Raw genomic sequence first — 23,158 nt, 5'->3', positions numbered from 1 at the left:
GAACCATTTCGTTTTGCTTTTGCCTTTTACATTAAAACTAGATCTAAATTAGGTCTCTGTATTGGCGTACGCCAGCTTAGCGACATAAGGAAGCAAGATGCAGGGTGAGAATATCATCCATAATCTTGCCATTCATCTGGTCCGGTCTAAGCACGGTATGAATACCCAAGCCATCCAACAGCGCATACAATCTCTCGATCTCCAGTTCTTTGTTCAGATCAGGTCTGGAGAGATCGAGTTTGATCAGGTAAGTGATAACCGAACCTACAGCTTGTCTGAGTTCATTATACACTGTATCGGCAAGTTCTCTGAGAGTGGGATCGGTTTTGGATCTGGCTGTAAAAGCGTACCACACCTCCATTTCGGCCAATTTTTCGTCCGTATTCGGTAAAAATTCAAGCAACAAGCATTTCATATTGTCCATGGGAGAACCATTGAACGACATTTGTTGGATTCGATTGGATACCCGTTCAGATACCAATTTCATGGCATATAGTAGTAATTCCGACTGAGTAGAAAAGTAGTGGCGCATCGAACCGACCGAGATGCCAGCTTCTTCAGCAATATTTCGAACAGAGGCCTGCTCCATGCCATCTTTTCGTATAATACGCCAAGCCGCTTCGGCCACGTGCACGCGTTGCTTATCATGATCAACAATTTTTGGCATAATCGCATTATATCATTGTTGATTATTATAATACAAATGTGCTAAATTATATTTAATACAACTGCACCATAAAAAGGGGGTGCTAAATTGATTGGTTATTTTATCATAGGATGTGAGATTTCCTTTTGGATTTTTGTTGCTGCGGGCCTGAGTGTAAGATATCTGCTTGGCATGAAAAGGTTGGGCATCGCATTGTTGATGGCAACACCGATCGTTGATCTGTTATTGCTGGTAGCTACAGTGATGGATCTTCAGCGCGGGGCGACAGCCAGTGCAGTTCATGGTATCGCTGCGGTGTATATAGGAGTCAGCATCGCTTATGGTCATCAAATGATTGCTTGGGCAGATCGGTACTTCCTATATTGGTTCAAGGGTGGAGAGAACCCGCGTAGTAGCAAGTTATATGGCAGAGAGCATGCAAGCCGTGAACGTATTGGTTGGTTCAGGCATCTGTTGGCTTGGGCTATAGGCAGCGCATTCCTATTCGTCATGATATGGTGGATCGGTGATGCTGAACGTACAGCCGTCTTCAACAATCTGAGTAGCGTATGGGGAATCATCCTTGGAATCGATTTTCTGATAAGTTTTAGTTACAGTTTGTGGCCAAGAAAGGTCCCTGTAGAGAGTATTAAACATTAATGAGTAAGATGGGCGTGCATAAAATCTTGTTAAACTGAGAGAATACTGTATGTACGTCCATAACTGAACGAACAAACGAAAAGTATAACTTAAAAAAAGACTTGCAATGAAAATCTGTACATGGTATATTCTAATTCCGGCCAAGAAAACACAGGATAAACGGTGCGGCAAGCAAATGAAATAAGCTTCGAAAGAAACTTAAAAAAAGAGCTTGCAACGTTGGTTCGGATGTGATATGATATAAAAGTTGCTGAAGAGAACGACATTCGGTAGCGAAATAAGTTTGATCTTTGAAAACTGAACAACGAGTGAGTAAACATTCTGCTTGCAGAATGAACGCGAAAGTTTGAGACAAGCCTTGGCTTGAATCGGCTGGAGCACAAATGAGATTTTTAATCTCGTCAGATTCAAAATGAGCATATCGCTCTTTTCAAATACTTGAGATGATTTTTATAGCGTCTAACCACGCTACTGAAATTCATCTTTTATTGGAGAGTTTGATCCTGGCTCAGGACGAACGCTGGCGGCATGCCTAATACATGCAAGTCGAGCGGACTTGAAGAGAAGCTTGCTTCTCTGATGGTTAGCGGCGGACGGGTGAGTAACACGTAGGCAACCTGCCCTCAAGTTTGGGACAACTACCGGAAACGGTAGCTAATACCGAATAATTGTTTTCTTCACCTGAAGGAAACTGGAAAGACGGAGAAATCTGTCACTTGGGGATGGGCCTGCGGCGCATTAGCTAGTTGGTGAGGTAACGGCTCACCAAGGCGACGATGCGTAGCCGACCTGAGAGGGTGATCGGCCACACTGGGACTGAGACACGGCCCAGACTCCTACGGGAGGCAGCAGTAGGGAATCTTCCGCAATGGGCGAAAGCCTGACGGAGCAATGCCGCGTGAGTGATGAAGGTTTTCGGATCGTAAAGCTCTGTTGCCAGGGAAGAACGCTTGGGAGAGTAACTGCTCTCAAGGTGACGGTACCTGAGAAGAAAGCCCCGGCTAACTACGTGCCAGCAGCCGCGGTAATACGTAGGGGGCAAGCGTTGTCCGGAATTATTGGGCGTAAAGCGCGCGCAGGCGGTCATTTAAGTCTGGTGTTTAATCCCGGGGCTCAACCCCGGATCGCACTGGAAACTGGGTGACTTGAGTGCAGAAGAGGAGAGTGGAATTCCACGTGTAGCGGTGAAATGCGTAGATATGTGGAGGAACACCAGTGGCGAAGGCGACTCTCTGGGCTGTAACTGACGCTGAGGCGCGAAAGCGTGGGGAGCAAACAGGATTAGATACCCTGGTAGTCCACGCCGTAAACGATGAGTGCTAGGTGTTAGGGGTTTCGATACCCTTGGTGCCGAAGTTAACACATTAAGCACTCCGCCTGGGGAGTACGGTCGCAAGACTGAAACTCAAAGGAATTGACGGGGACCCGCACAAGCAGTGGAGTATGTGGTTTAATTCGAAGCAACGCGAAGAACCTTACCAGGTCTTGACATCCCTCTGATCGATGCAGAGATGTATCTTTCCTTCGGGACAGAGGAGACAGGTGGTGCATGGTTGTCGTCAGCTCGTGTCGTGAGATGTTGGGTTAAGTCCCGCAACGAGCGCAACCCTTATATTTAGTTGCCAGCACATGATGGTGGGCACTCTAGATAGACTGCCGGTGACAAACCGGAGGAAGGTGGGGATGACGTCAAATCATCATGCCCCTTATGACCTGGGCTACACACGTACTACAATGGCCAGTACAACGGGCTGCGAAATCGCGAGATGGAGCCAATCCCAACAAAGCTGGTCTCAGTTCGGATTGCAGGCTGCAACTCGCCTGCATGAAGTCGGAATTGCTAGTAATCGCGGATCAGCATGCCGCGGTGAATACGTTCCCGGGTCTTGTACACACCGCCCGTCACACCACGAGAGTTTATAACACCCGAAGTCGGTGGGGTAACCGCAAGGAGCCAGCCGCCGAAGGTGGGATAGATGATTGGGGTGAAGTCGTAACAAGGTAGCCGTATCGGAAGGTGCGGCTGGATCACCTCCTTTCTATGGAGAATCGTTTCCCGAGTGGAAACATTCAAATAAGCAGGTTCTTTAGAACCTGCACAGCGATTCATTTCGGTCCGCCACTTCGGTGTGGATGAAATGGAAAGCACAAGCAACTCACTCGTTGCTCAGTTTTGAGAGCTCAAACTCTCAAACAGCTTGCTTTTGCATGGAGCTTGTTCTTTGAAAACTAGATATCGAAACGAAATTTTGCGAATTAGAACATTCCTTTAAGGGATGAATGCTTGTTCGGTTCAAGTAACCGATCAACAATCATCCTAGCTGATCTTGTGTAAACAAGTGAAGTGTTTATAAGGTAGATAATTGCTGTTGCGATGGTATCGAATGGGAGCGACTTTTGGCTTTGCGCAAGCAAAACAAGGGAAGCGAGCAGTCAATACCGGAACAATTTGGTTAAGCTACTAAGAGCACACGGAGGATGCCTAGGCGCTAGGAGCCGATGAAGGACGTGGCGAACAACGAAACTGCCTCGGGGAGCTGTAAGCAAGCTTTGATCCGGGGGTGTCCGAATGGGGAAACCCAGCTGGGGTAATTTCCAGTTACTCATAACTGAATACATAGGTTATGCAGAGGCATACCAGGGGAACTGAAACATCTAAGTACCCTGAGGAAGAGAAAACAATAGTGATTCCGTCAGTAGCGGCGAGCGAACGCGGAGAAGCCCAAACCAGAGAGCTTGCTCTTTGGGGTTGTGGGACGTCTCACATGGAGTTACAAAGGAACCGATTAAGCGAAGAGGTCTGGAAAGGCCCGCCAAAGAAGGTAAAAGCCCTGTAGTTGAAAGTCTGTTCTCTCCGAGACGGATCCCGAGTAGTGCGGGGCACGTGAAACCCCGTATGAATCCGGCAGGACCATCTGCCAAGGCTAAATACTTCCTAGCGACCGATAGTGAAGCAGTACCGTGAGGGAAAGGTGAAAAGCACCCCGGAAGGGGAGTGAAATAGAACCTGAAACCGTGTGCTTACAAAAAGTCAGAGCCCGTTTTAGGGGTGATGGCGTGCCTTTTGTAGAATGAACCGGCGAGTTACGTTCCCGTGCAAGGTTAAGGTGAAGAGCCGGAGCCGCAGCGAAAGCGAGTCTGAATAGGGCGACATAGTACGTGGACGTAGACCCGAAACCGGGTGATCTACCCCTGTCCAGGGTGAAGGTGCGGTAACACGCACTGGAGGCCCGAACCCACGCATGTTGAAAAATGCGGGGATGAGGTGGGGGTAGCGGAGAAATTCCAATCGAACTCGGAGATAGCTGGTTCTCCCCGAAATAGCTTTAGGGCTAGCCTCGGAAAACAGAGTCGTGGAGGTAGAGCACTGATTGGGTGCGGGGCCCGCAAGGGTTACCAAGCTCAGTCAAACTCCGAATGCCATAGACTTACTTCCGGGAGTCAGACAGTGAGTGCTAAGATCCATTGTCAAAAGGGAAACAGCCCAGACCATCAGCTAAGGTCCCCAAGTGTGTGTTAAGTGGGAAAGGATGTGGAGTTGCACAGACAACCAGGATGTTGGCTTAGAAGCAGCCACCATTGAAAGAGTGCGTAATAGCTCACTGGTCGAGTGACTCTGCGCCGAAAATGTAACGGGGCTAAACACGCCACCGAAGCTATGGCTTGATGCAGTGCATCAGGGGTAGGGGAGCGTTGTATAAGGGTTGAAGGTGTACCGTAAGGAGCGCTGGACATTATACAAGTGAGAATGCCGGTATGAGTAACGAAAAGACAAGTGAGAATCTTGTCCGCCGAAAGCCTAAGGGTTCCTGAGGAAGGCTCGTCCGCTCAGGGTAAGTCGGGACCTAAGGCGAGGCCGAAAGGCGTAGTCGAAGGACAACAGGTCGAAATTCCTGTACCACCGTAAGCCGTTATGAGCAATGGGGGGACGCAGTAGGGTAGTGACGCGGACTGATGGATGTCCGTCTAAGCAGTAAGGCTGATGTGTAGGCAAATCCGCACATTACTAAGGCTGAGCTGTGATGGGGAGCGAAAATTATAGTAGCGAAGGTCATGATCTCACACTGCCAAGAAAAGCCTCTAGCCAGGTGATGGTGCCCGTACCGCAAACCGACACAGGTAGGCGAGAAGAGTATTCTAAGGCGCGCGGAAGAACTCTCGTTAAGGAACTCGGCAAAATGACCCCGTAACTTCGGGAGAAGGGGTGCCCCGGTAGTGTGAATAGCACGAGGGGGCCGCAGTGAAAAGGCCCAAGCGACTGTTTAGCAAAAACACAGGTCTGTGCGAAGCCGTAAGGCGAAGTATACGGGCTGACGCCTGCCCGGTGCTGGAAGGTTAAGGGGAGTGGTTAGGAGCAATCCGAAGCTGTGAACCGAAGCCCCAGTAAACGGCGGCCGTAACTATAACGGTCCTAAGGTAGCGAAATTCCTTGTCAGGTAAATTCTGACCCGCACGAATGGCGTAACGACTTGGGCGCTGTCTCAACGAGAGATCCGGTGAAATTTTAATACCTGTGAAGATGCAGGTTACCCGCGACAAGACGGAAAGACCCCATGGAGCTTTACTGCAGCTTGATATTGAATTTGGGTACGATCTGTACAGGATAGGTGGGAGCCTTTGAAACGTGAGCGCCAGCTTGCGTGGAGGCAACGTTGGGATACCACCCTGATCGTATCTAGGTTCTAACCTGGTACCGTAATCCGGTGCGGGGACAGTGTCAGGTGGGCAGTTTGACTGGGGCGGTCGCCTCCTAAAGAGTAACGGAGGCGCCCAAAGGTTCCCTCAGAATGGTTGGAAATCATTCGAAGAGTGCAAAGGCATAAGGGAGCTTGACTGCGAGACCTACAAGTCGAGCAGGGACGAAAGTCGGGCTTAGTGATCCGGTGGTACCGCATGGAAGGGCCATCGCTCAACGGATAAAAGCTACCCTGGGGATAACAGGCTTATCTCCCCCAAGAGTCCACATCGACGGGGAGGTTTGGCACCTCGATGTCGGCTCATCGCATCCTGGGGCTGAAGTAGGTCCCAAGGGTTGGGCTGTTCGCCCATTAAAGCGGTACGCGAGCTGGGTTCAGAACGTCGTGAGACAGTTCGGTCCCTATCTGTCGTGGGCGTAGGAAATTTGAGAGGAGCTGTCCTTAGTACGAGAGGACCGGGATGGACGTACCGCTGGTGTACCAGTTGTTCCGCCAGGAGCACCGCTGGGTAGCTATGTACGGAAGGGATAAACGCTGAAAGCATCTAAGCGTGAAGCCCCCCTCAAGATGAGATTTCCCAGTATGTAAGACCCCTTGAAGACGACGAGGTAGATAGGCTGGGGGTGGAAGTGCAGCAATGCATGGAGCTGACCAGTACTAATCGGTCGAGGGCTTATCCAATGGCAAGTGATAAATTGCAAATTTCGTTTCGAATCTAGTTTTCAGAGAATGATCTCTGAATTTGCGCTAAACCATTCATCCACACAGCCGTGTCGGACCGAATGGAACGCGAACGCATTTGTACTACAAATGCTCGTTTGGTGGCGATAGCGGAGGGGTTCCACACGTACCCATCCCGAACACGACCGTTAAGCCCTCTAGCGCCGATGGTACTTGGACCGCAGGGTCCTGGGAGAGTAGGACGCCGCCAAGCGAAGAACCACTGCCGATGTTATTCGGTGGTGGTTTTTATTTATATTATTTAGTAGGATCAAAGACAGCCTGTTAACGGTAAATTCACATACTTATAGAGCTAATAGAAGATAAACGTCATTTGATACGAATAGACGTTTTTTTGTTATAAGAACAGTACTTGTCCGCATGAGAAAAACAGTTGTGTTCATCAGGCAACACAACTGATATAACCAAGTACTTTTCCTTGACAGTCTAAATATCGCTTTGCTAAGATGGCAATAATAAATTTTTCAGAAAACGTATTTTCAGCGTATAATACAGCCTGGAATCTTCGGGTTTTGGACCGTAAAGCTGAGCAAACATAAGGAGGAACACCTGCGTGTGGGAAGATAAATTTGGTAAGGAAGGCTTCACCTTTGACGATGTATTGCTGGTGCCACGGAAATCCGAGACACTGCCTAAAGAAGTAGACGTTTCCGTTCGCTTGAGCGATAGCGTAAAATTAAATATACCTTTGATCAGTGCAGGTATGGATACTGTTACTGAAGCGACACTTGCGATTGCCATTGCTCGCGAAGGCGGCATTGGGATCATCCATAAAAATATGTCTGTTGAACAACAAGCGGAAGAAGTGGATCGAGTTAAACGCTCCGAGAGCGGTGTAATTACGAATCCATTCTCACTGACAGCGGATCATCTGGTATCGGATGCAGAAGAAGTGATGTCGAAATACCGGATATCTGGCGTGCCGATTATTGAAGGAGACCAGAAGCTAGTTGGTATTTTGACGAATCGTGATTTGCGTTTTATCCATGATTACGGCATCAAAATCAGCGAAGTAATGACTCGTGAGAATCTGGTTACAGCTCCTGTAGGTACGACACTGCAAGAAGCTGAAGGCATTCTTCAAAAGCACAAAATTGAGAAACTTCCATTGGTTGATGATTCAAACACTTTAAAAGGTCTCATCACCATTAAAGATATTGAAAAAGCCATTCAATTCCCGAAAGCAGCCAAAGATGCACAAGGCCGTCTGTTGGTTGGTGCGGCTATTGGTATTTCGAAGGATACGTTTGAACGTGCAGATGCTCTGGTACAAGCTGGTGTTGACGTGATTACGGTAGATTCCGCTCACGGGCACCACATCAATATTATTGAGGCAGTTCGTCAACTTCGTGAACGCTTCCCTAACCTGACTATCATTGCAGGTAATGTGGCTACGGGTGAGGCAACTCGTGACCTGATTGAAGCAGGGGCTTCCGTTGTCAAAGTTGGTATTGGTCCAGGTTCCATCTGTACGACTCGTGTTATTGCAGGTATTGGTGTTCCTCAAGTTACAGCTGTGTACGATTGTGCTACTGTCGCACGTGAGTATGGTGTGCCAATCATTGCGGATGGCGGTATTAAATACTCTGGTGAGATCACGAAGGCTATTGCAGCAGGCGCTCATGCAGTTATGCTGGGTAGCTTGTTTGCAGGGACGGAAGAGAGCCCGGGCGAATCAGAGATCTATCAAGGTCGTCGTTTTAAAGTATACCGTGGCATGGGTTCCATGAGTGCGATGAAGCAAGGTAGTAAAGATCGTTACTTCCAGGATGATGACAAGAAACTGGTTCCGGAAGGAATCGAAGGTCGTGTGGCTTACAAAGGTCCATTGTCTGATACGATTCACCAACTGATTGGTGGTCTGCGTTCGGGTATGGGATACTGCGGAACAAGCAATCTTGAACAGCTTCGGAACGATACGGGCTTTATTCGTATTACAGGTGCGGGTCTGCGTGAAAGTCATCCGCATGATGTACAGATTACGAAAGAAGCACCTAACTACTCGTTGTAATCGGAAGAGAGTCAATTATTTCCAGGACAGGCTTGGTGATTTTCACCGGGTCTGTCTTTTTTTGCAGATACCCCTGTGATAGAATAGAACAAGCGTTGACGATCCACAGATGGATTAGTGCGTTGCGCCGGCTTTTTGACGTGAATCTATGAATATTGTTTTGTAAGCAAAAGGAGCGCCAGAAAAGGCTGCCAGCTAAATAGAAGCGCGGACGTCCTTTTACATAAGCATTCGCAAAAAATGCGGACTAAGTGACAATCGATAACGAACTTTAGGAGCGAAATTATATTGCTCGTTCGATACAGCGCATACAGAACACATCTCACACACATCCACGCAGGTTAGGGAACTAGAAAATCGCAGCTTGAGCTGCACTGAAGTATATCAAAGTGCTTCGGATCGAAGGGAGTATTCATCATTGAAAGCCAAACACATGAATAAAAAGAAACGCCAAATGCTCAAAAAGAGCGTAGCCTCGGTTATGCTGATTAACATGCTCTGCATGTCCGCAGTAATGCCTGTTATGGCTGCTGCGAATAACTCTGGTCAGGTTCTGACGGCTGCTGCAACAGCAACAAAGACGGAGAAGGCAGTGCAGGTTCCCGCGGTAGACTCACTTGGGCTTGAAGTTAAATCAGCCGTGCTGATGGAGGCTTCAACAGGTCAGGTTCTATTGTCTGTCGATGCGGATAAAGCAATGCCACCTGCAAGTATGACTAAGATGATGACGGAATATATTGTTGCAGAACAAGTCAAACAAGGGAAATTCAGCTGGGACGATATCGTGACTGTTAAAAAGAATGCTGCACAAAGCGTCGGATCACGTATTTTCCTGGCGGAAGGTGACCAGCATACGGTTAAAGATCTCTATATTGCTATGGCTGTTGGCTCTGCCAATGATGCTACAGTTGCGCTGGCTGAACATGTGGCAGGTTCGGAAGAAGCTTTTGTGAAAATGATGAATGATGAAGCGAAGCGTATGGGCATGAAGGATACGTTCTTCATCAACTCTTCGGGTCTGGACCGGGCAGATATGCCAGCCGATTTTCGCCCAGCTGAAGAAAAGGAAACAGTTATGTCCGCATTGGATGCTGCAATTCTATGCAGATACATCATTAGGGATCACCCCGACTACACAGAATTTACAACCATTCAATCTTACAAGTTCCGCCCCAATGATAAAGCTCCAATTATCAACTACAACTGGATGCTGGAAGCGAATAAAAATATAACCAATTTCAAAAGCTATGCCTATGAAGGTCTGGACGGAATGAAAACAGGCCATACCACGAATGCGGGCAATAACTTCACAGGTACGGCAGAACGTAATGGTATGCGTCTGATTAGTGTTGTTATGGGCACCGATTCGGAATCCGCACGTTTCAGAGAAACCAAAAAGGTACTGGATTTTGGATTTAATAACTTTGAAGTGAAACAGGCTGTTGCGGGTAAAACCAAAGTGACAGGCTGGGAAGCAGTACCTTTGAAAAAAGGGAAAGAAACGACCGTTCCTGTCGTAACAGATAATGCGGTAAGTTTCGTTGTTCCCAAAGGTACTCAAAACCTGGATGTGACTTTCAAAGCCAATGTAACTGAGGCCGACAAGCTGGTAGCCCCAATCAAGGCAGGTACGAAGGTTGGTACGGTAACGTATACGTATAAAGCAGATGGAATGGAACCTCAGGAAAAAACAGTGAACTTGATCACTGCTGAAGAAGCCGATAAAGGCGGATGGTTCCGTCTGTTCTTCCGTGCTGTGAAGGATTTCTTCGTGGATCTCTTTGACGGAATCAAAAACCTGTTCTAACCAATAGTAAACGTAATGAAAAAGAGTGGAATTATGAATTTGACGCCTATCTGGTCAAATCACTGACAAAATACAAGTTATTCCGACCGGATGGATTGTATATTTGCAATTTTTCCGGTAAAATATCAAGTTAGAATTCTACGTATGGTGAAGTAAAAAAGTCTATTGTTCTTTTACTTGGGGGAGCGAGTTTACCCGCAGTATTCAAGGCAATGAACGACACATACATTACGGGGGGCTTGGAATATGGAAACGGGGACATCACGCGTTAAAAGAGGTATGGCTGAAATGCAAAAAGGCGGCGTCATCATGGACGTCATGAATGCTGAACAAGCTAAAATCGCTGAAGCAGCAGGCGCAACAGCAGTTATGGCGTTAGAGCGTGTTCCTTCAGATATTCGTGCAGCAGGCGGAGTAGCTCGCATGGCTGATCCAACCATTGTTGAAGAAGTGATGAAAGTCGTAAGTATTCCTGTTATGGCTAAAGCACGGATCGGTCATTATGTAGAAGCGAAGGTACTCGAATCACTGGGTGTGGATTACCTTGATGAGAGTGAAGTACTGACTCCTGCGGATGAAGTATTCCATATTGATAAACATGAGTTCACTGTACCGTTTGTATGTGGAGCCAAAGACTTGGGAGAAGCGCTGCGTCGGATCGGTGAAGGAGCTTCTATGATTCGTACCAAAGGTGAACCGGGAACAGGTAATATTGTTGAAGCTGTGCGTCATATGCGCTTTATCAATAGCCAAATTCGTAAAGTAACCAACATGTCCAAGGACGAGCTGTACGCTGAAGCCAAAAATCTTGGTGTGGCATATGAGCTGCTGCTTGATATCCATGTAAATGGAAAACTGCCTGTAGTTAACTTCGCAGCTGGCGGCGTGGCTACACCTGCAGATGCTGCACTGATGATGCATCTGGGTGCTGACGGTGTATTTGTAGGTTCAGGTATCTTCAAGTCCGAAAGCCCGGAGAAGTTCGCACGTGCAATTGTAGAGGCGACAACTCACTACACAGACTATAAACTGATTGCTGAAGTGTCCAAGAATCTTGGAGCACCGATGAAAGGTATTGAGATTTCCAAACTTGCACCTTCCGAGCGTATGCAAGATCGTGGCTGGTAGAGAAGGGGAATGTGCAGATGAAGATCGGCGTTTTAGCACTTCAAGGGGCTGTAACAGAGCATATACGGAGTATTGAACGTGCTGGAGCAGAAGGTGTGGCCATCAAAGAGGTTAAGCAACTGGATGATCTGGATGGTCTTATCCTTCCTGGAGGGGAAAGCACGACAATTGGCAAACTGATGCGCAAGTATGAGTTTATCGATGCTATTCGTGCGTTTGCTACTAAAGGCAAACCGGTATTTGGTACCTGTGCAGGCCTGATCGTTATGGCTAAACACATTGCAGGGCAAGAAGAAGCTCACTTGGAGCTAATGGATATGACTGTATCTCGAAATGCATTTGGACGGCAGAGAGAAAGCTTTGAGACAGATCTGCCAGTCAAAGGCATCGAGGAAACGGTAAGGGCTGTGTTTATCCGGGCTCCCTTAATCGAGAGTGTCGGAGACCAAGTGGAAGTTCTCTCCACCTACAAGGATGAGATTGTTACGGCTCGTCAGGGACATTTACTGGCTTGCTCCTATCATCCAGAGTTGACGGATGACTATCGTTTGCATGCTTATTTTGTGGACATGGCCAGATCCTACAAACACTCGGTAGACCCTAAATAATGTATGATGTACAACCTATGATCTCCCGGTCATCGGATCACTCCCCAGCAGCCTTGTAAGGCCGCTGGTTGGCAGTTGCATCTGAACGGATGCCTGATGTTGCCTGTAACTGCTTCATAGCGGGAATCGCAGCGGAGGGTGACACCGGGGAGTGTAGGTTGTTTTTTTGGTTATAGGGTCCGATAAGTATATAGTAAGGTACACAGAAGAGTTATGAGATTGGAAGTAACATAAGGCTTCACTTCGTGGGGTTATTTAGGAGGGGTATATTGTGCTTGATGTGAAAATATTGCGGAATGAGTATGCGCGTGTTGAAGAAGCATTGACTAACCGTGGCAAATCACTGGATCTTGTTGCTGGATTTACTGAGATGGATACCAAGCGTCGGGAATTACTTCAAGAGAGTGAAACGCTGAAGAGTCGTCGGAATACGGTCTCTGGTGAAGTCGCCAGACTGAAGAAGAACCGTGAGAATGCAGACGAATTGATTACGGAGATGCGCGAAGTCTCGGATCGAATCAAAGCCATGGACGAAGAAGTACGTGAACTGGAAGCGAAAATTAATGACCTTACGATGGCGATTCCGAACATTCCTAACGAGAGCGTACCCATCGGAGCTTCCGAAGAGGACAATGTGGAGATTCGGCGTTGGGAAGAACCCAAGTCATTTTCGTTTGCACCAAAAGCACACTGGGAAATCGCACAGGATCTTGACATCCTTGATTTTGAAGCGGCAGCCAAAGTAACAGGTTCACGTTTTACCTTTTATAAAGGGCTGGGGGCACGTTTGGAGCGCGCATTGATCAACTTCATGATGGATCTGCACAGCGATCAGCATGGATATGAAGAGATTCTGCCTCCATATATCGTCAATCGGGACAGCCTTTTCGGAACAGGTCAACTGCCGAAGTTCGAAGAAGATCTGTTCAAGCTGAAAGATACCGAATATTATCTGATTCCTACCGCTGAAGTTCCGGTAACGAACTACCATCGTGAAGAGATTCTGAATCTAGATCAATTGCCTAAGCACTTTGTGGCATACAGTTCTTGTTTCCGTTCTGAAGCCGGCTCAGCTGGCCGGGATACACGTGGGTTGATTCGTCAGCATCAATTTAACAAAGTAGAGCTACTCAAGCTCTCTACTCCGGAGACTTCATATGAAGAGCTGGAGAAAATGACACAAAATGCGGAGCGTGTGCTTCAATTATTGGGCTTGCCGTATCGTGTTCTGACATTATGTACGGCAGATATGGGCTTCACTTCAGCGAAAACGTATGATATTGAAGTGTGGTTACCTGAGAGCAACACCTATCGTGAAATTTCTTCCTGCTCCAACTGTGAGGACTTCCAGGCACGCCGTGCGAATATCCGTTTCCGCAGAGAGCCAAAAGCCAAACCGGAATTTGTGCATACATTGAACGGGTCAGGATTGGCTGTAGGACGGACGGTAGCTGCAATCCTGGAGAATTATCAACAGGAAGATGGCACGGTTGTTATTCCAGAAGCATTGCGTCCTTATATGGGCGGCCACAGTGTGATTGCACATCGGTCTTAAGAGTCAGTATCTTTTCTCATATTAAGGGATTACAAATTCCGTCCGTCATTTCTGAATGGCGGATTGGAATGTATTGTATAATGGAGTCTGCTTTCTGATATGGATCACCCATTGAGATACAAAAAGCTTGCATTATGATATTGAATTGTGGTATGATACTTTTTGTGGAAAGTTTATAAAAGTTTTCTTTTTGGAGAGGTACCGAAGCGGTCATAACGGGGCGGTCTTGAAAACCGTTAGGGGGCAACTCCACGTGGGTTCGAATCCCACCCTCTCCGCCATACTACACTTATAACAAGGACTTGAGCGATATCGCGCGGGTCCTTTTTTGCGTTTTAAGAAAGCGCAACGTCGCGAGAGCGCACCATGGCGGCTGATGGAGACTTTGTCGAGTACGACCTATATTTCAATCCGGCGGTTATGCATAAAAACATCCTCATCGCCGCACTTTATAGGAGTGGAGGTGGTAAGATGAACCGCGAGTTAAACATTGATCAGACGGAGCTTGTAGGAGCTTGGCAAGAACGGTTGCCGGAAGTACTGAATGTTGGCGACCAGGCTCAAGTGATGGCTGATGAAGCCGATCAGCAGGCTATTCGGATACACATTGCGACGGCAGGGCACGAGATGTACTCCTTTGATTTCAAATGTGCTTATGTCGATTCCCGTGAAGTCAGTGTACAACTGATTGATGTGGAACGGGATGGACGAACGACAGATGAGCGTACAGAACCGATTCAGGAATTGGCTCATGATTATACGCGGCACATTCACGAATGTGCCCAGTCGTTACAGTCTCAGACGAATCAGTAGCCTGAACTCTGAAGGAGTGAACTCCATTGACTCAAGCTAAACAAAAACTTGCAAAATGTAGTCGATGATCTGAAGCAGCCAGCCGTAAACAGTCATCATGCCCAGCAAATTCAGCAAGGTACCAATGATCGTCGCCATCAGGATGCACTGAATCATGACCAAACGGAAGATAGGGATCCATCCCATTCCTAACAATGATGAGGGGGCAACAACATGAGCAAACCCAAAGCAATTCCTGTACCGGAAGCGCAAACCTCTGAACAGCACCGTCATTCATCCAAACGCTCTTCCATGCAGGAGCCACTGTCCGGTTCCAAAAAAGTAAAAAATCAGAATCATGTGGATCACTTGAATCCACAAGGTTAATAGAAGAAAACACCACGAGTTTTACTCAGGATAGACCCTGTGGTCTGCAACTCAACACGAAAGTCCCTTGTTACCTAACAAGGGGCTTTTGCGTATTCATACATATATAAAGACAGGTAACTGGTTATTCCCAAAGCTGACATAGGTCTTTGTAGCCATTTTAAAGAGGAAAGATCACAATTTTCCCAAATTAGGTTTCGGTATCTGGCTAAATGGTATATCATTGATATTGAATTACTTTTTTTGGGGTTATCACGAGAGGAGAGACACAAAATGACTAAACGTATGGGGGCGCTTCTTCTTACGTTGCTGTTAACCGTATCCATGGCATTGACAGCATGTAGTAGCAAGCAGGAACCAAAAGAGGCATTGAAAACGGCTGCGGCCAATGCTTCGAAATTGACTTCGTATGAGATGAGTTCCAACTTCACAATTAATGAATTGAGCTATAAACCTGCAGACGCGTCACAAAGTGACCCGACCATGACTCAGTTCATGAGCATGCTGAAGGATGCCCAGTTGAACGTAACAGGTGTATACCAGAGCGAGCCAATGCAGACAGAGATGACTGTTAGCATCGAGCTTAAAGGCGACATGGGTATGACCTTTAATATTCCAATGGTAATGACGGCAGAGAAACTCTATGTCAAGGTACCGAATATTCCGTTCTTCCCGATTCCAGAAAATGTTGTTGGTAAATTCCTGGAGCTGGATCTAAAAGAACTGGCTGAGCAAGAGGGCACGGAATGGAACCCGGATGCTATGGACGCAGCCAAAACACAAAAGTTGAGCAACGAAGTAATGGATGCAGTGCTGAGCGAGTACGACCAAGCTAAATTCTTCAAAAATCTTGACACCAAAGATGCAAAACTTCCTGAAGGTGTAGATGCGAAGCAGGTCGTACAATTCTCGGTGAATAATGACAATGTTAAAGAAGCGGTTACTGTACTGGTAACGAAAGCTATGCCTAAAGTATTGGATATTCTTTCCAAAGAGGAATATCGTGAAATGCTGCAAATGGATCAGGCTGATATCGACAAAGCGAAAGAAGACCTGAAAATCACTGAGGCAGATCAGGCTGAAATGGCTAAAGACCTGGACAAATTGAAAGATGTTCTGACGATTAATCAATTCAACATTGATTTCGCATTGGACAAAAACGACTTCCCGGTATATCAAAAGATCGTTGCGGATGTGCTGATTAAACCGGAAGATACAAAAGACGAAGTGAAATTGGCATTTACCGGTTCTAATACGTACACCAAGATTAACGAAAAGGCAGCATTCAAAATCAACATCCCTACTGGCGATGATGTGATTACGATGGCAGAGTTCGAAAAAATGATGAACGCTTCGTACGGATACTGATCTAAGATTCAAGCCAACCGTTTGCTATTCAAGTGGAAGATATCAATCCGCTTGGGTACAAGCGGTTTTTTTGTTAAACACAGTAGAGAGGATGTCTACTGAATAAATGGCTATGATTTTGAGTTGACCTGAAGTTCTATACCAAAAACCGCACTGTTCCCTAGGAAAGGGAAGTGCGGTTTCTGGTATGATGAACTACAATGTGGACAGCTGTAAGAGGTAGCAGGTTATCTTGTGAGTTCATCATCCAGATCCTCTGCAAGCACAGCGTAGATCTGATGATCCTGATATTTGCCGTTGATCTTGAGATATTTGCGAGCTATGCCTTCAGCCTGAAATCCGTTCTTCTCCAATACGCGCTGTGAACCCTTATTAGAGGGCAGTACCGCAGCCTGAATCCGATTTAATTTCAGGGCACGGAAGCCATATGCGACAGCCAATTTAACAGCAGCAGTCATTCGTCCGCCGCCCTGATAATCCGGATGGATAAAGTATCCCATGTCAGCATAGTTAGCGACACCCAATGCCACATTATTGAGACTTACTTGTCCAATTAGGCGGCTGTCTTCGATCGTATAGATTCCGAATTGATACCCCGCACCTTCTTCTGCAGCTTGTACCCGATCCTGAATGCGGCGAGTCTGAGCATCCAGCGTATAGAAATCGTCTTCCCGCACAGGTTCTACAGCTTGGTAGGGGATACGTGTGATCTGGATCAGGTCCAGATATGACTGTGTATCCTGGGATGTGAGCAACCTAAGGCTTATGCCGTGGGCTGTATCATAGAGTGTTAGTGCCATTGCGTTATACTTCCTTTCCGATTCGAATGTTTATGTTCAAACTTTGTTTTTGCGTAAACTTCTGAAAAATTGAGTCAACATAGTAGAACATTCAGGCTGGAGAATATCTGGAATAACCTCGGTTCGATGGTTAAAACGGGGCTCCTGTAGCAGATTCATCAGTGTACCTGCACAGCCAGCCTTGGGATCGGCAGTACCATAGATTACACGGGGAACTCTGGATTGTACAATAGCACCAGCACACATCGGACAGGGTTCCAATGTGACGTATAGAGCACAATCGAGCAAACGCCAAGCACCAATGGTCTCGCTGGCCTGACGAATTGCAACCATCTCTGCATGGGCGGTAGAATCCAGTGTCGTTTCACGCAGATTGTATCCTCGACCAATGATCTGGTTGTTTTGCACAATTACAGCTCCAATGGGAACTTCTCCAAGAGCCTCAGCTTTGTAGGCCTCGGCAATGGCCGCGCGCATCCAGTGCTCATGCTGAGCTTCCTCGGATAAATTCACAAGATCAGGCTGGAAAGAATGGTCATTCATTACAATATAACTCCTTCCAAAAGCGTTTATTCAGCGAACAAATATTCGGGTTGTTAACATGTTGTGCATAAAGATGTGGATAACCATGTAGTTGCTCACATAGTTATAAACAAACTATCCACAAGCCTGTGGATTTGTGGATAATTATAGTGATTAATTTCACTGTAGAGTCCGAAAAGGCATAAAACAACGAATTTCGAGCTTTTCAGCCAATCGGTAAACTTTGGACACAGGTCAATTATCCTTTTCAAATAGACATACAAGCGTTATGATGGATATAGGTTTTGCCATATATCGCCAGAGGGTACAAGCCGAGAGGTGAACAAAAAAAGTTGTCTATTAAAACGAAATTATCCATGATTATGTCGTGCTCAGTGCTCGTTATTTTAGTGTTGAATATCGCACTAAGTTATTATACTACAGAAGAGAATCTGAGGCAGGACAGTGAAAACAAGATGGTACTCACTGCAAAGCAGATTGCAATTGCTGTCGAACAGAATCAATACAGTTCGGATTATGTAAAACGACAGATTGGAAACAATCTGTGGCTTGCTGCCGTAATGGCGGCGGAAGAATTGGACCCTGATATTAATAATATCACAAATGAAGAACTTGTTCGTATGAGCAAAAAGGTAGGCGTTTCGCATATTTCGTTGATGGAGCAGACGGATGATGACATTGTTGTAAGTCGCTCTTCAGATCCGAGAGAGATCGGACTATCGACGAAATCCATGACCTACTGGTATCAGGCATTTAAGCAGTTGTTTGAAAAACAACAGGTGACCATTCCCCAAGGGCAAAAGTTGGAGCACTTCTGGTCAGATGGATTCGAGTATTCTACATCCAGTCCTACAGATATTGATATCTGGGGTTACTATCATGATGGAAAAAGAAACTACATAATCAACCCCTTCTTTAATAATACGGAAGTCGATGACTATGTGAAAATCTCTAGTCCGGACGAGATTTTGAATAAAATTCGTGAGGTTAATCCGTCTATTCTGGAGATTACAGGTATCAATCCGTTGACTTTCGGTAGCCCAAACATGGGCGATGACGGAAGAGATTCGAACTTTAGCAATTTGAATAACAGACCCATTCGTTTCGGTACATACCAGTATGGTTCAGCGGATGAAGACCATCGTGCTGTGGTGCGAGCCATTCGAACAGGGCAGAATGTATCTTTTGTCAGTGAAACACACGAACAGAAGGTATTGAAGAGTTTTATCCCGATTTTCACACCTAATCAGTCCTCTTATGTCATCAGTATTGTCATGGACTATAAGCAAATATCCTCCATGGTATCTGAGCAGTTGGTTAGCCATGCCTCAATATCCCTTGTTTTGCTGGAGATCGTGATCTTTGGCAGCTACTTGCTCGCAGGGTATATTACCCGCCCGATTCAATCCATACTGGGCAAAGTGAATGATGTGGCTGATGGACACTTCGATTTCCGTCTGAAAGTAAGGAGGAAGGATGAACTCGGCCAACTGGCCAATCGTATTAATGCCATGATTCGCAATCTGGGTCATTATACGAGCCGGTTGAAACAGATGTATGAAGAGAATCGGGCTGTGAAAGAGCATCTAGAGTCCATTATCAATCAGACAGCGGATGCCATTCACATTACGGATCTTGAAGGGAAAGTGCTGCGGGTTAACCGGGCATTTGAACAATTATACGGCTGGCGAAGTCGTGAGGTGGAAGGTCGTAACTTGAAGATCATTCCGCCGGAGGCAGAAGAAGAAATGAGTCGTCAGCACGCCCAACTCGTTGAGGGTATGTCCATTACATCCAACGAAACGATCTGGATGAAGAAGGACGGGACCCGAGTAGAGGTCAGTGTCAGTACGGCCCCGGTACGAGACGAGGCTGGAGAGATTACCGCGCTCATTAGCGTCTCCAGGGATATTACAAGCCGTAATCGGATGGAGGAGCTTCTCAGACGCTCTGAGAAGCTTACTACCGTGGGCCAGCTTGCAGCGGGTGTGGCCCATGAGATTCGCAATCCACTCACCACATTGCGCGGGTTCCTACAGCTTCAGCAAGAGAGCAACAAGCTGAATCATCGTCATCTGGATCTGATGTTATCAGAGCTGGATCGTATCAATCTTATTGTTGGTGAATTTCTAATTCTGGCGAAACCGCAGGCTGTTCATTTTCAGAATCGGGATATTCGATTTATTCTCGGCGATGTCATCTCATTACTGGATAGTCAGGCCCATCTGCATGGTGTAGAATTTGTACTGCGTGCCTCATCCGATTCGGCTATGGTACACTGTGAAGAGAATCAGTTGAAGCAGGTATTTATCAATTTGCTGAAAAATGGTATGGAGGCCATGCCAAATGGAGGAAAAATCCATATTAAGCTCAAGCATGATGAGCAGCTGAACCGGGTAAGAATTGAGATCAAGGATGAAGGGATTGGTATCCCGGAAGAGATGATGCCCAAGCTCGGTGAGCCCTTCTTCACGAATAAAGAGTCTGGAACAGGGCTTGGCCTTATGGTCAGTCAGCGCATTATTCAATCACATAAGGGCATGATGGATATTAGAAGCGTCATGAACAAGGGAACAACGGTTATTATTGAACTGCCTGCATCCGAGCAACAACCGGAAGTTATGGAGGCAGACCAGGTAACGGATGACACACTTACAGATGAACAGAAATAGATGAGGTGAGATTACCTTTTGCGTATTAATAAATTTATTAGTGAAACAGGCTATTGCTCCCGGCGTGAGGCCGACAAGTTGGTGGATAACGGAATGGTTACCATTAATGGAGTTAAGGCTGAACTGGGCAGTCAGGCAGAGGATGGCGACGATGTACGAATTAATGGTAAACCGATTAAGGAAAAGAGAAAACATGTATACATCGCGCTGAATAAACCGATCGGGATCACAAGCACAACGGAGCAGCATATCCAGGGTAATATTGTTGATTTTGTCGGGCACGATGAACGTATTTTCCCTATCGGACGTCTGGATAAGGATTCGGAAGGTTTGATCCTGATGACGAATGACGGGGATATCGTGAACCGGATTCTTAGAGCAGAAGGACGTCATGAGAAAGAGTATATTGTCACCGTAGATCGAGCGGTAACGCCGAGTTTCCTTCGAGGCATGAGTACAGGGGTCAAGATTCTGGGTGAAATGACTCTGCCATGTACAGTCACTCGGATGACGGAGCATGTATTCCGTATGATTCTGACGGAAGGAAAGAATCGCCAGATTCGGCGGATGTGCAGCGCGTTTGGCTACGAGGTCCGTAAGCTGAAGCGGGTTCGTATTATGAATATCCATCTTGGAGAAATGGCAACCGGTTCATGGAGAGAGCTTACGTCCGCAGAAAAAGCAGAATTGGGAAGTCTGCTCGACTACTCAATGGAATAACCGATTCAATTTGGACTTATCGAAGCTCTGCGTTCCGTAATGGAATGCAGGGCTTTTTGGTATCTGTACATTTGGTTCAGGATGAATTGGAGAAGATGGCAAGAGTATAGTGCAACATACAACGTATAAAAAAAAAGACCGCTCTCCATGTAAGATGAAGAACGGTCTGTGGTCATATGTCATTGGAAGTCGTCTGTAGACCTCTAATTGCCTTTGCCAACGGCTTTTACAGCCGTATTGTTACTTTGGTACTTCCGAATGATAGACACCTCTACACGGCGGTTCTGTGCCCGTCCGACATTGGAGTCGTTGCTGGCAATCGGATGATATTCCCCATAACCACTGGGTGTGAATTTGGAAGGGTCCAACTTCGTATTCAGCAACAGAATTTTCAGGAAGTTAAGTGCACGGTCTGCACTCAGATCCCAATTATCCTTATACTGGTTGTTCGAAATGGGAATATTATCGGTATGACCGGATACAACCACTTCGTATTCAGGGAACTCTTGCAGCATGCTCGATATCGCTTTGGCCAGGGATCGTGACTCAGGCTTCACATCCGCTCGTCCCGAAGAGAACAGGGCATTGTCACTGATCGTGATCTTCAATTCAGACTGATTTAGCTTGGTGTTCAGCTGGTCCGAAAGCCCGTTTTTGGAAATATACTGGTCAAGTCGTTTCTTGAGCTTCTCCAGATCTTCCTGCTCTTTCTGAGCCATCTGAGCATCTGTAATCTGACCCGGTGTGTTCTTGGTGATTTCCTTGGGCTCTTGTTTATTCTTACCCAAGTCCGCACCAGGGGTGTCTGGATTCATGGACGTATGATCCAGAATACCAGAGCCACCGTTCAATGCACTGTTTAGTGCGGAAGCCATCTGCTCGAACTTAGCTGCATCGATTGAACTCATGCCGAACAACACAATAAACAGAGCGAGCAACAAGGTCATCAAGTCGGAATAGGGAAGCAACCAGCTCTCGTCTATATGCTCTTCATGTGGTTCGTGCTTCTTAGCCTTTTTCACCTGATGATCCCTCCTTCTCTTCCAGTTGTTTACGCTCGGAAGGTGTCAGGAATACGGATAACTTTTGGTTGATGGCGATGGTGGAGACACCGGATTGTATGGATAACAGTCCTTCAACCATCATCAGCTTGATCTCCATTTCTTTCTTGGACATCCGCTTCAGCTTGTTAGACATCGGGTGCCATAACACGTAACCACTAAATATACCGAGAAGTGTTGCGATAAATGCGGCCGCAATCGCATGGGAGAGTTTCTCCATGTCACTGAGATCGGCAAGTGCTGCGATGAGACCTACAACGGCCCCGAGAACCCCGAGCGTTGGTGCATACATCCCCGCCTGAGCGAAGATCAAGGCACCGCCACGATGGCGATCTTCTGTAGCATGAATGTCTTCCATAAGTACATCACTTACAAATTCCTGATCGTTGCCGTCAATAATCATACGCATACCGCCACGAAGGAATTGATCGTCAATCTCTTCTACTTTTGATTCCAGTGCAAGCAAACCTTCACGACGGGTAGTGGAAGCCCATTCCATAAATGTGCCGATCAGAGATACTCGATCAATAAGTACTTGATTTTTGAAGACAATCCCGAAAAGCTTAGGGATTTGTTTAACTTCAGACATCGGAAATGCGATAAAGATGGTTCCTGCCGTACCAACAAAGATAATAATGTAGGCTGCGGGATTGTTAACCAGGTTGATTAAGGGCGCACCCTTCAAGAACATACCAAATACAAGGGAGACCAGCCCCAAAATTAGTCCAATAATCGTTGAAATGTTCATCATACACCTCATCCATGAGATAAAATTGAATCCTTTCAAGCGGCTGTATTCGGGCTTCCGGACGAATGTTTGGCCACAATCCGTTCAACGTTAGGCATTCCTTACGGTTGCTAAAACAGTTAAAACGGTCATATATACTATTTATCGACCAGAAGGCCTTTTTTTTTAAGGGTTATTTTCAGGTATAATAAGATCAAATCCGCTCCTTAGGGGC

The 23,158-nt window shown here is 46.6% G+C and carries 16 protein-coding genes, 1 tRNA gene and 3 rRNA genes; 15 read left to right on the top strand and 5 right to left on the bottom strand.

What is annotated here, in order from left to right:
• Positions 1 to 76 precede the first annotated feature (76 nt).
• Entirely contained in the window at positions 77 to 667 is a 591-nt protein-coding gene (locus C0Q44_RS05315) for a TetR/AcrR family transcriptional regulator (protein WP_105406343.1), read from the bottom strand.
• Between the two features lie 87 nt (positions 668 to 754).
• Here C0Q44_RS05315 and C0Q44_RS05310 point away from each other — a divergent pair, with 87 nt between their 5' ends.
• The 13 genes from C0Q44_RS05310 (at position 755) to C0Q44_RS05250 (ending at position 16,400) form a co-directional block, all read left to right on the top strand.
• Positions 755 to 1,306, top strand: coding sequence for a hypothetical protein (locus C0Q44_RS05310; protein ID WP_105406342.1), 552 nt, complete (start codon positions 755 to 757; stop codon positions 1,304 to 1,306).
• A 485-nt stretch (positions 1,307 to 1,791) separates the two neighbouring features.
• Positions 1,792 to 3,345: ribosomal RNA gene (locus C0Q44_RS05305) — 16S ribosomal RNA — on the top strand.
• Positions 3,346 to 3,757: 412 nt separating this feature from the next.
• Positions 3,758 to 6,684, top strand: a 23S ribosomal RNA gene (locus C0Q44_RS05300).
• Positions 6,685 to 6,820: 136 nt separating this feature from the next.
• Positions 6,821 to 6,937: ribosomal RNA gene (gene rrf, locus C0Q44_RS05295) — 5S ribosomal RNA — on the top strand.
• Together the 16S, 23S and 5S rRNA genes form the textbook arrangement of a ribosomal RNA operon.
• Before the next feature lie 360 nt (positions 6,938 to 7,297).
• A complete protein-coding gene (gene guaB, locus C0Q44_RS05290; RefSeq protein WP_105406341.1) occupies positions 7,298 to 8,755 on the top strand; it encodes an IMP dehydrogenase in 1,458 nt (485 codons plus the stop codon).
• Between the two features lie 418 nt (positions 8,756 to 9,173).
• Positions 9,174 to 10,562, top strand: a complete 1,389-nt coding sequence (locus C0Q44_RS05285) for a D-alanyl-D-alanine carboxypeptidase family protein (protein WP_105406340.1) — start codon at positions 9,174 to 9,176, stop codon at positions 10,560 to 10,562.
• Positions 10,563 to 10,808: 246 nt separating this feature from the next.
• Entirely contained in the window at positions 10,809 to 11,690 is an 882-nt protein-coding gene (gene pdxS / locus C0Q44_RS05280; RefSeq protein WP_105406339.1) for a pyridoxal 5'-phosphate synthase lyase subunit PdxS, read from the top strand.
• 17 nt (positions 11,691 to 11,707) lie between these two features.
• Positions 11,708 to 12,298 (top strand): pyridoxal 5'-phosphate synthase glutaminase subunit PdxT, encoded by a 591-nt coding sequence (pdxT, locus tag C0Q44_RS05275; protein ID WP_105406338.1) that lies wholly within the window; start codon positions 11,708 to 11,710, stop codon positions 12,296 to 12,298.
• Positions 12,299 to 12,569: 271 nt separating this feature from the next.
• Entirely contained in the window at positions 12,570 to 13,853 is a 1,284-nt protein-coding gene (serS, locus tag C0Q44_RS05270; RefSeq protein WP_105406337.1) for a serine--tRNA ligase, read from the top strand.
• A 192-nt stretch (positions 13,854 to 14,045) separates the two neighbouring features.
• A tRNA-Ser gene (locus C0Q44_RS05265) sits at positions 14,046 to 14,134 on the top strand.
• Positions 14,135 to 14,324: 190 nt separating this feature from the next.
• Positions 14,325 to 14,666, top strand: coding sequence for a hypothetical protein (locus C0Q44_RS05260; RefSeq protein ID WP_105406336.1), 342 nt, complete (start codon positions 14,325 to 14,327; stop codon positions 14,664 to 14,666).
• A 213-nt stretch (positions 14,667 to 14,879) separates the two neighbouring features.
• On the top strand, positions 14,880 to 15,032 hold the full coding sequence (locus C0Q44_RS05255; protein ID WP_105406335.1) for a small acid-soluble spore protein P: 153 nt from the start codon (positions 14,880 to 14,882) through the stop codon (positions 15,030 to 15,032).
• A gap of 273 nt (positions 15,033 to 15,305) precedes the next feature.
• Complete coding sequence (locus C0Q44_RS05250; protein WP_105406334.1) at positions 15,306 to 16,400, top strand: hypothetical protein; 1,095 nt, start codon at positions 15,306 to 15,308, stop codon at positions 16,398 to 16,400.
• 227 nt (positions 16,401 to 16,627) lie between these two features.
• Here the strand turns inward: C0Q44_RS05250 and C0Q44_RS05245 are convergent, their stop codons facing one another.
• Both C0Q44_RS05245 and tadA read right to left on the bottom strand, forming a co-directional pair.
• Positions 16,628 to 17,200, bottom strand: a complete 573-nt coding sequence (locus tag C0Q44_RS05245; protein WP_105406333.1) for a GNAT family N-acetyltransferase — start codon at positions 17,198 to 17,200, stop codon at positions 16,628 to 16,630.
• Between the two features lie 36 nt (positions 17,201 to 17,236).
• A complete protein-coding gene (tadA, locus tag C0Q44_RS05240; protein WP_105406332.1) occupies positions 17,237 to 17,743 on the bottom strand; it encodes a tRNA adenosine(34) deaminase TadA in 507 nt (168 codons plus the stop codon).
• A 332-nt stretch (positions 17,744 to 18,075) separates the two neighbouring features.
• On the opposite strand from tadA, the gene C0Q44_RS32000 reads away from it, so the two are divergent.
• Entirely contained in the window at positions 18,076 to 20,415 is a 2,340-nt protein-coding gene (locus C0Q44_RS32000) for an ATP-binding protein (protein ID WP_105406331.1), read from the top strand.
• Between the two features lie 18 nt (positions 20,416 to 20,433).
• Positions 20,434 to 21,135 carry a pseudouridine synthase gene (locus tag C0Q44_RS05230; protein WP_105406330.1) on the top strand — a complete coding sequence of 234 codons (702 nt, stop codon included), beginning with the start codon at positions 20,434 to 20,436 and terminating at the stop codon, positions 21,133 to 21,135.
• Between the two features lie 203 nt (positions 21,136 to 21,338).
• Here C0Q44_RS05230 and motB read toward each other — a convergent pair whose 3' ends face one another.
• Together motB and motA are read right to left on the bottom strand one after the other, a co-directional pair.
• Positions 21,339 to 22,157, bottom strand: a complete 819-nt coding sequence (gene motB, locus C0Q44_RS05225; RefSeq protein WP_105406329.1) for a flagellar motor protein MotB — start codon at positions 22,155 to 22,157, stop codon at positions 21,339 to 21,341.
• A complete protein-coding gene (gene motA, locus C0Q44_RS05220; RefSeq protein WP_105406328.1) occupies positions 22,144 to 22,944 on the bottom strand; it encodes a flagellar motor stator protein MotA in 801 nt (266 codons plus the stop codon). The genes motB and motA overlap by 14 nt, the downstream gene beginning before the upstream one ends.
• Positions 22,945 to 23,158: the final 214 nt, after the last annotated feature.

Source organism: Paenibacillus sp. PCH8 (assembly GCF_002968835.1).
In the GTDB taxonomy this organism is placed as follows: Bacteria; Bacillota; Bacilli; order Paenibacillales; family Paenibacillaceae; genus Paenibacillus.
This window is presented reverse-complemented; position numbering and strand designations above follow the sequence as displayed.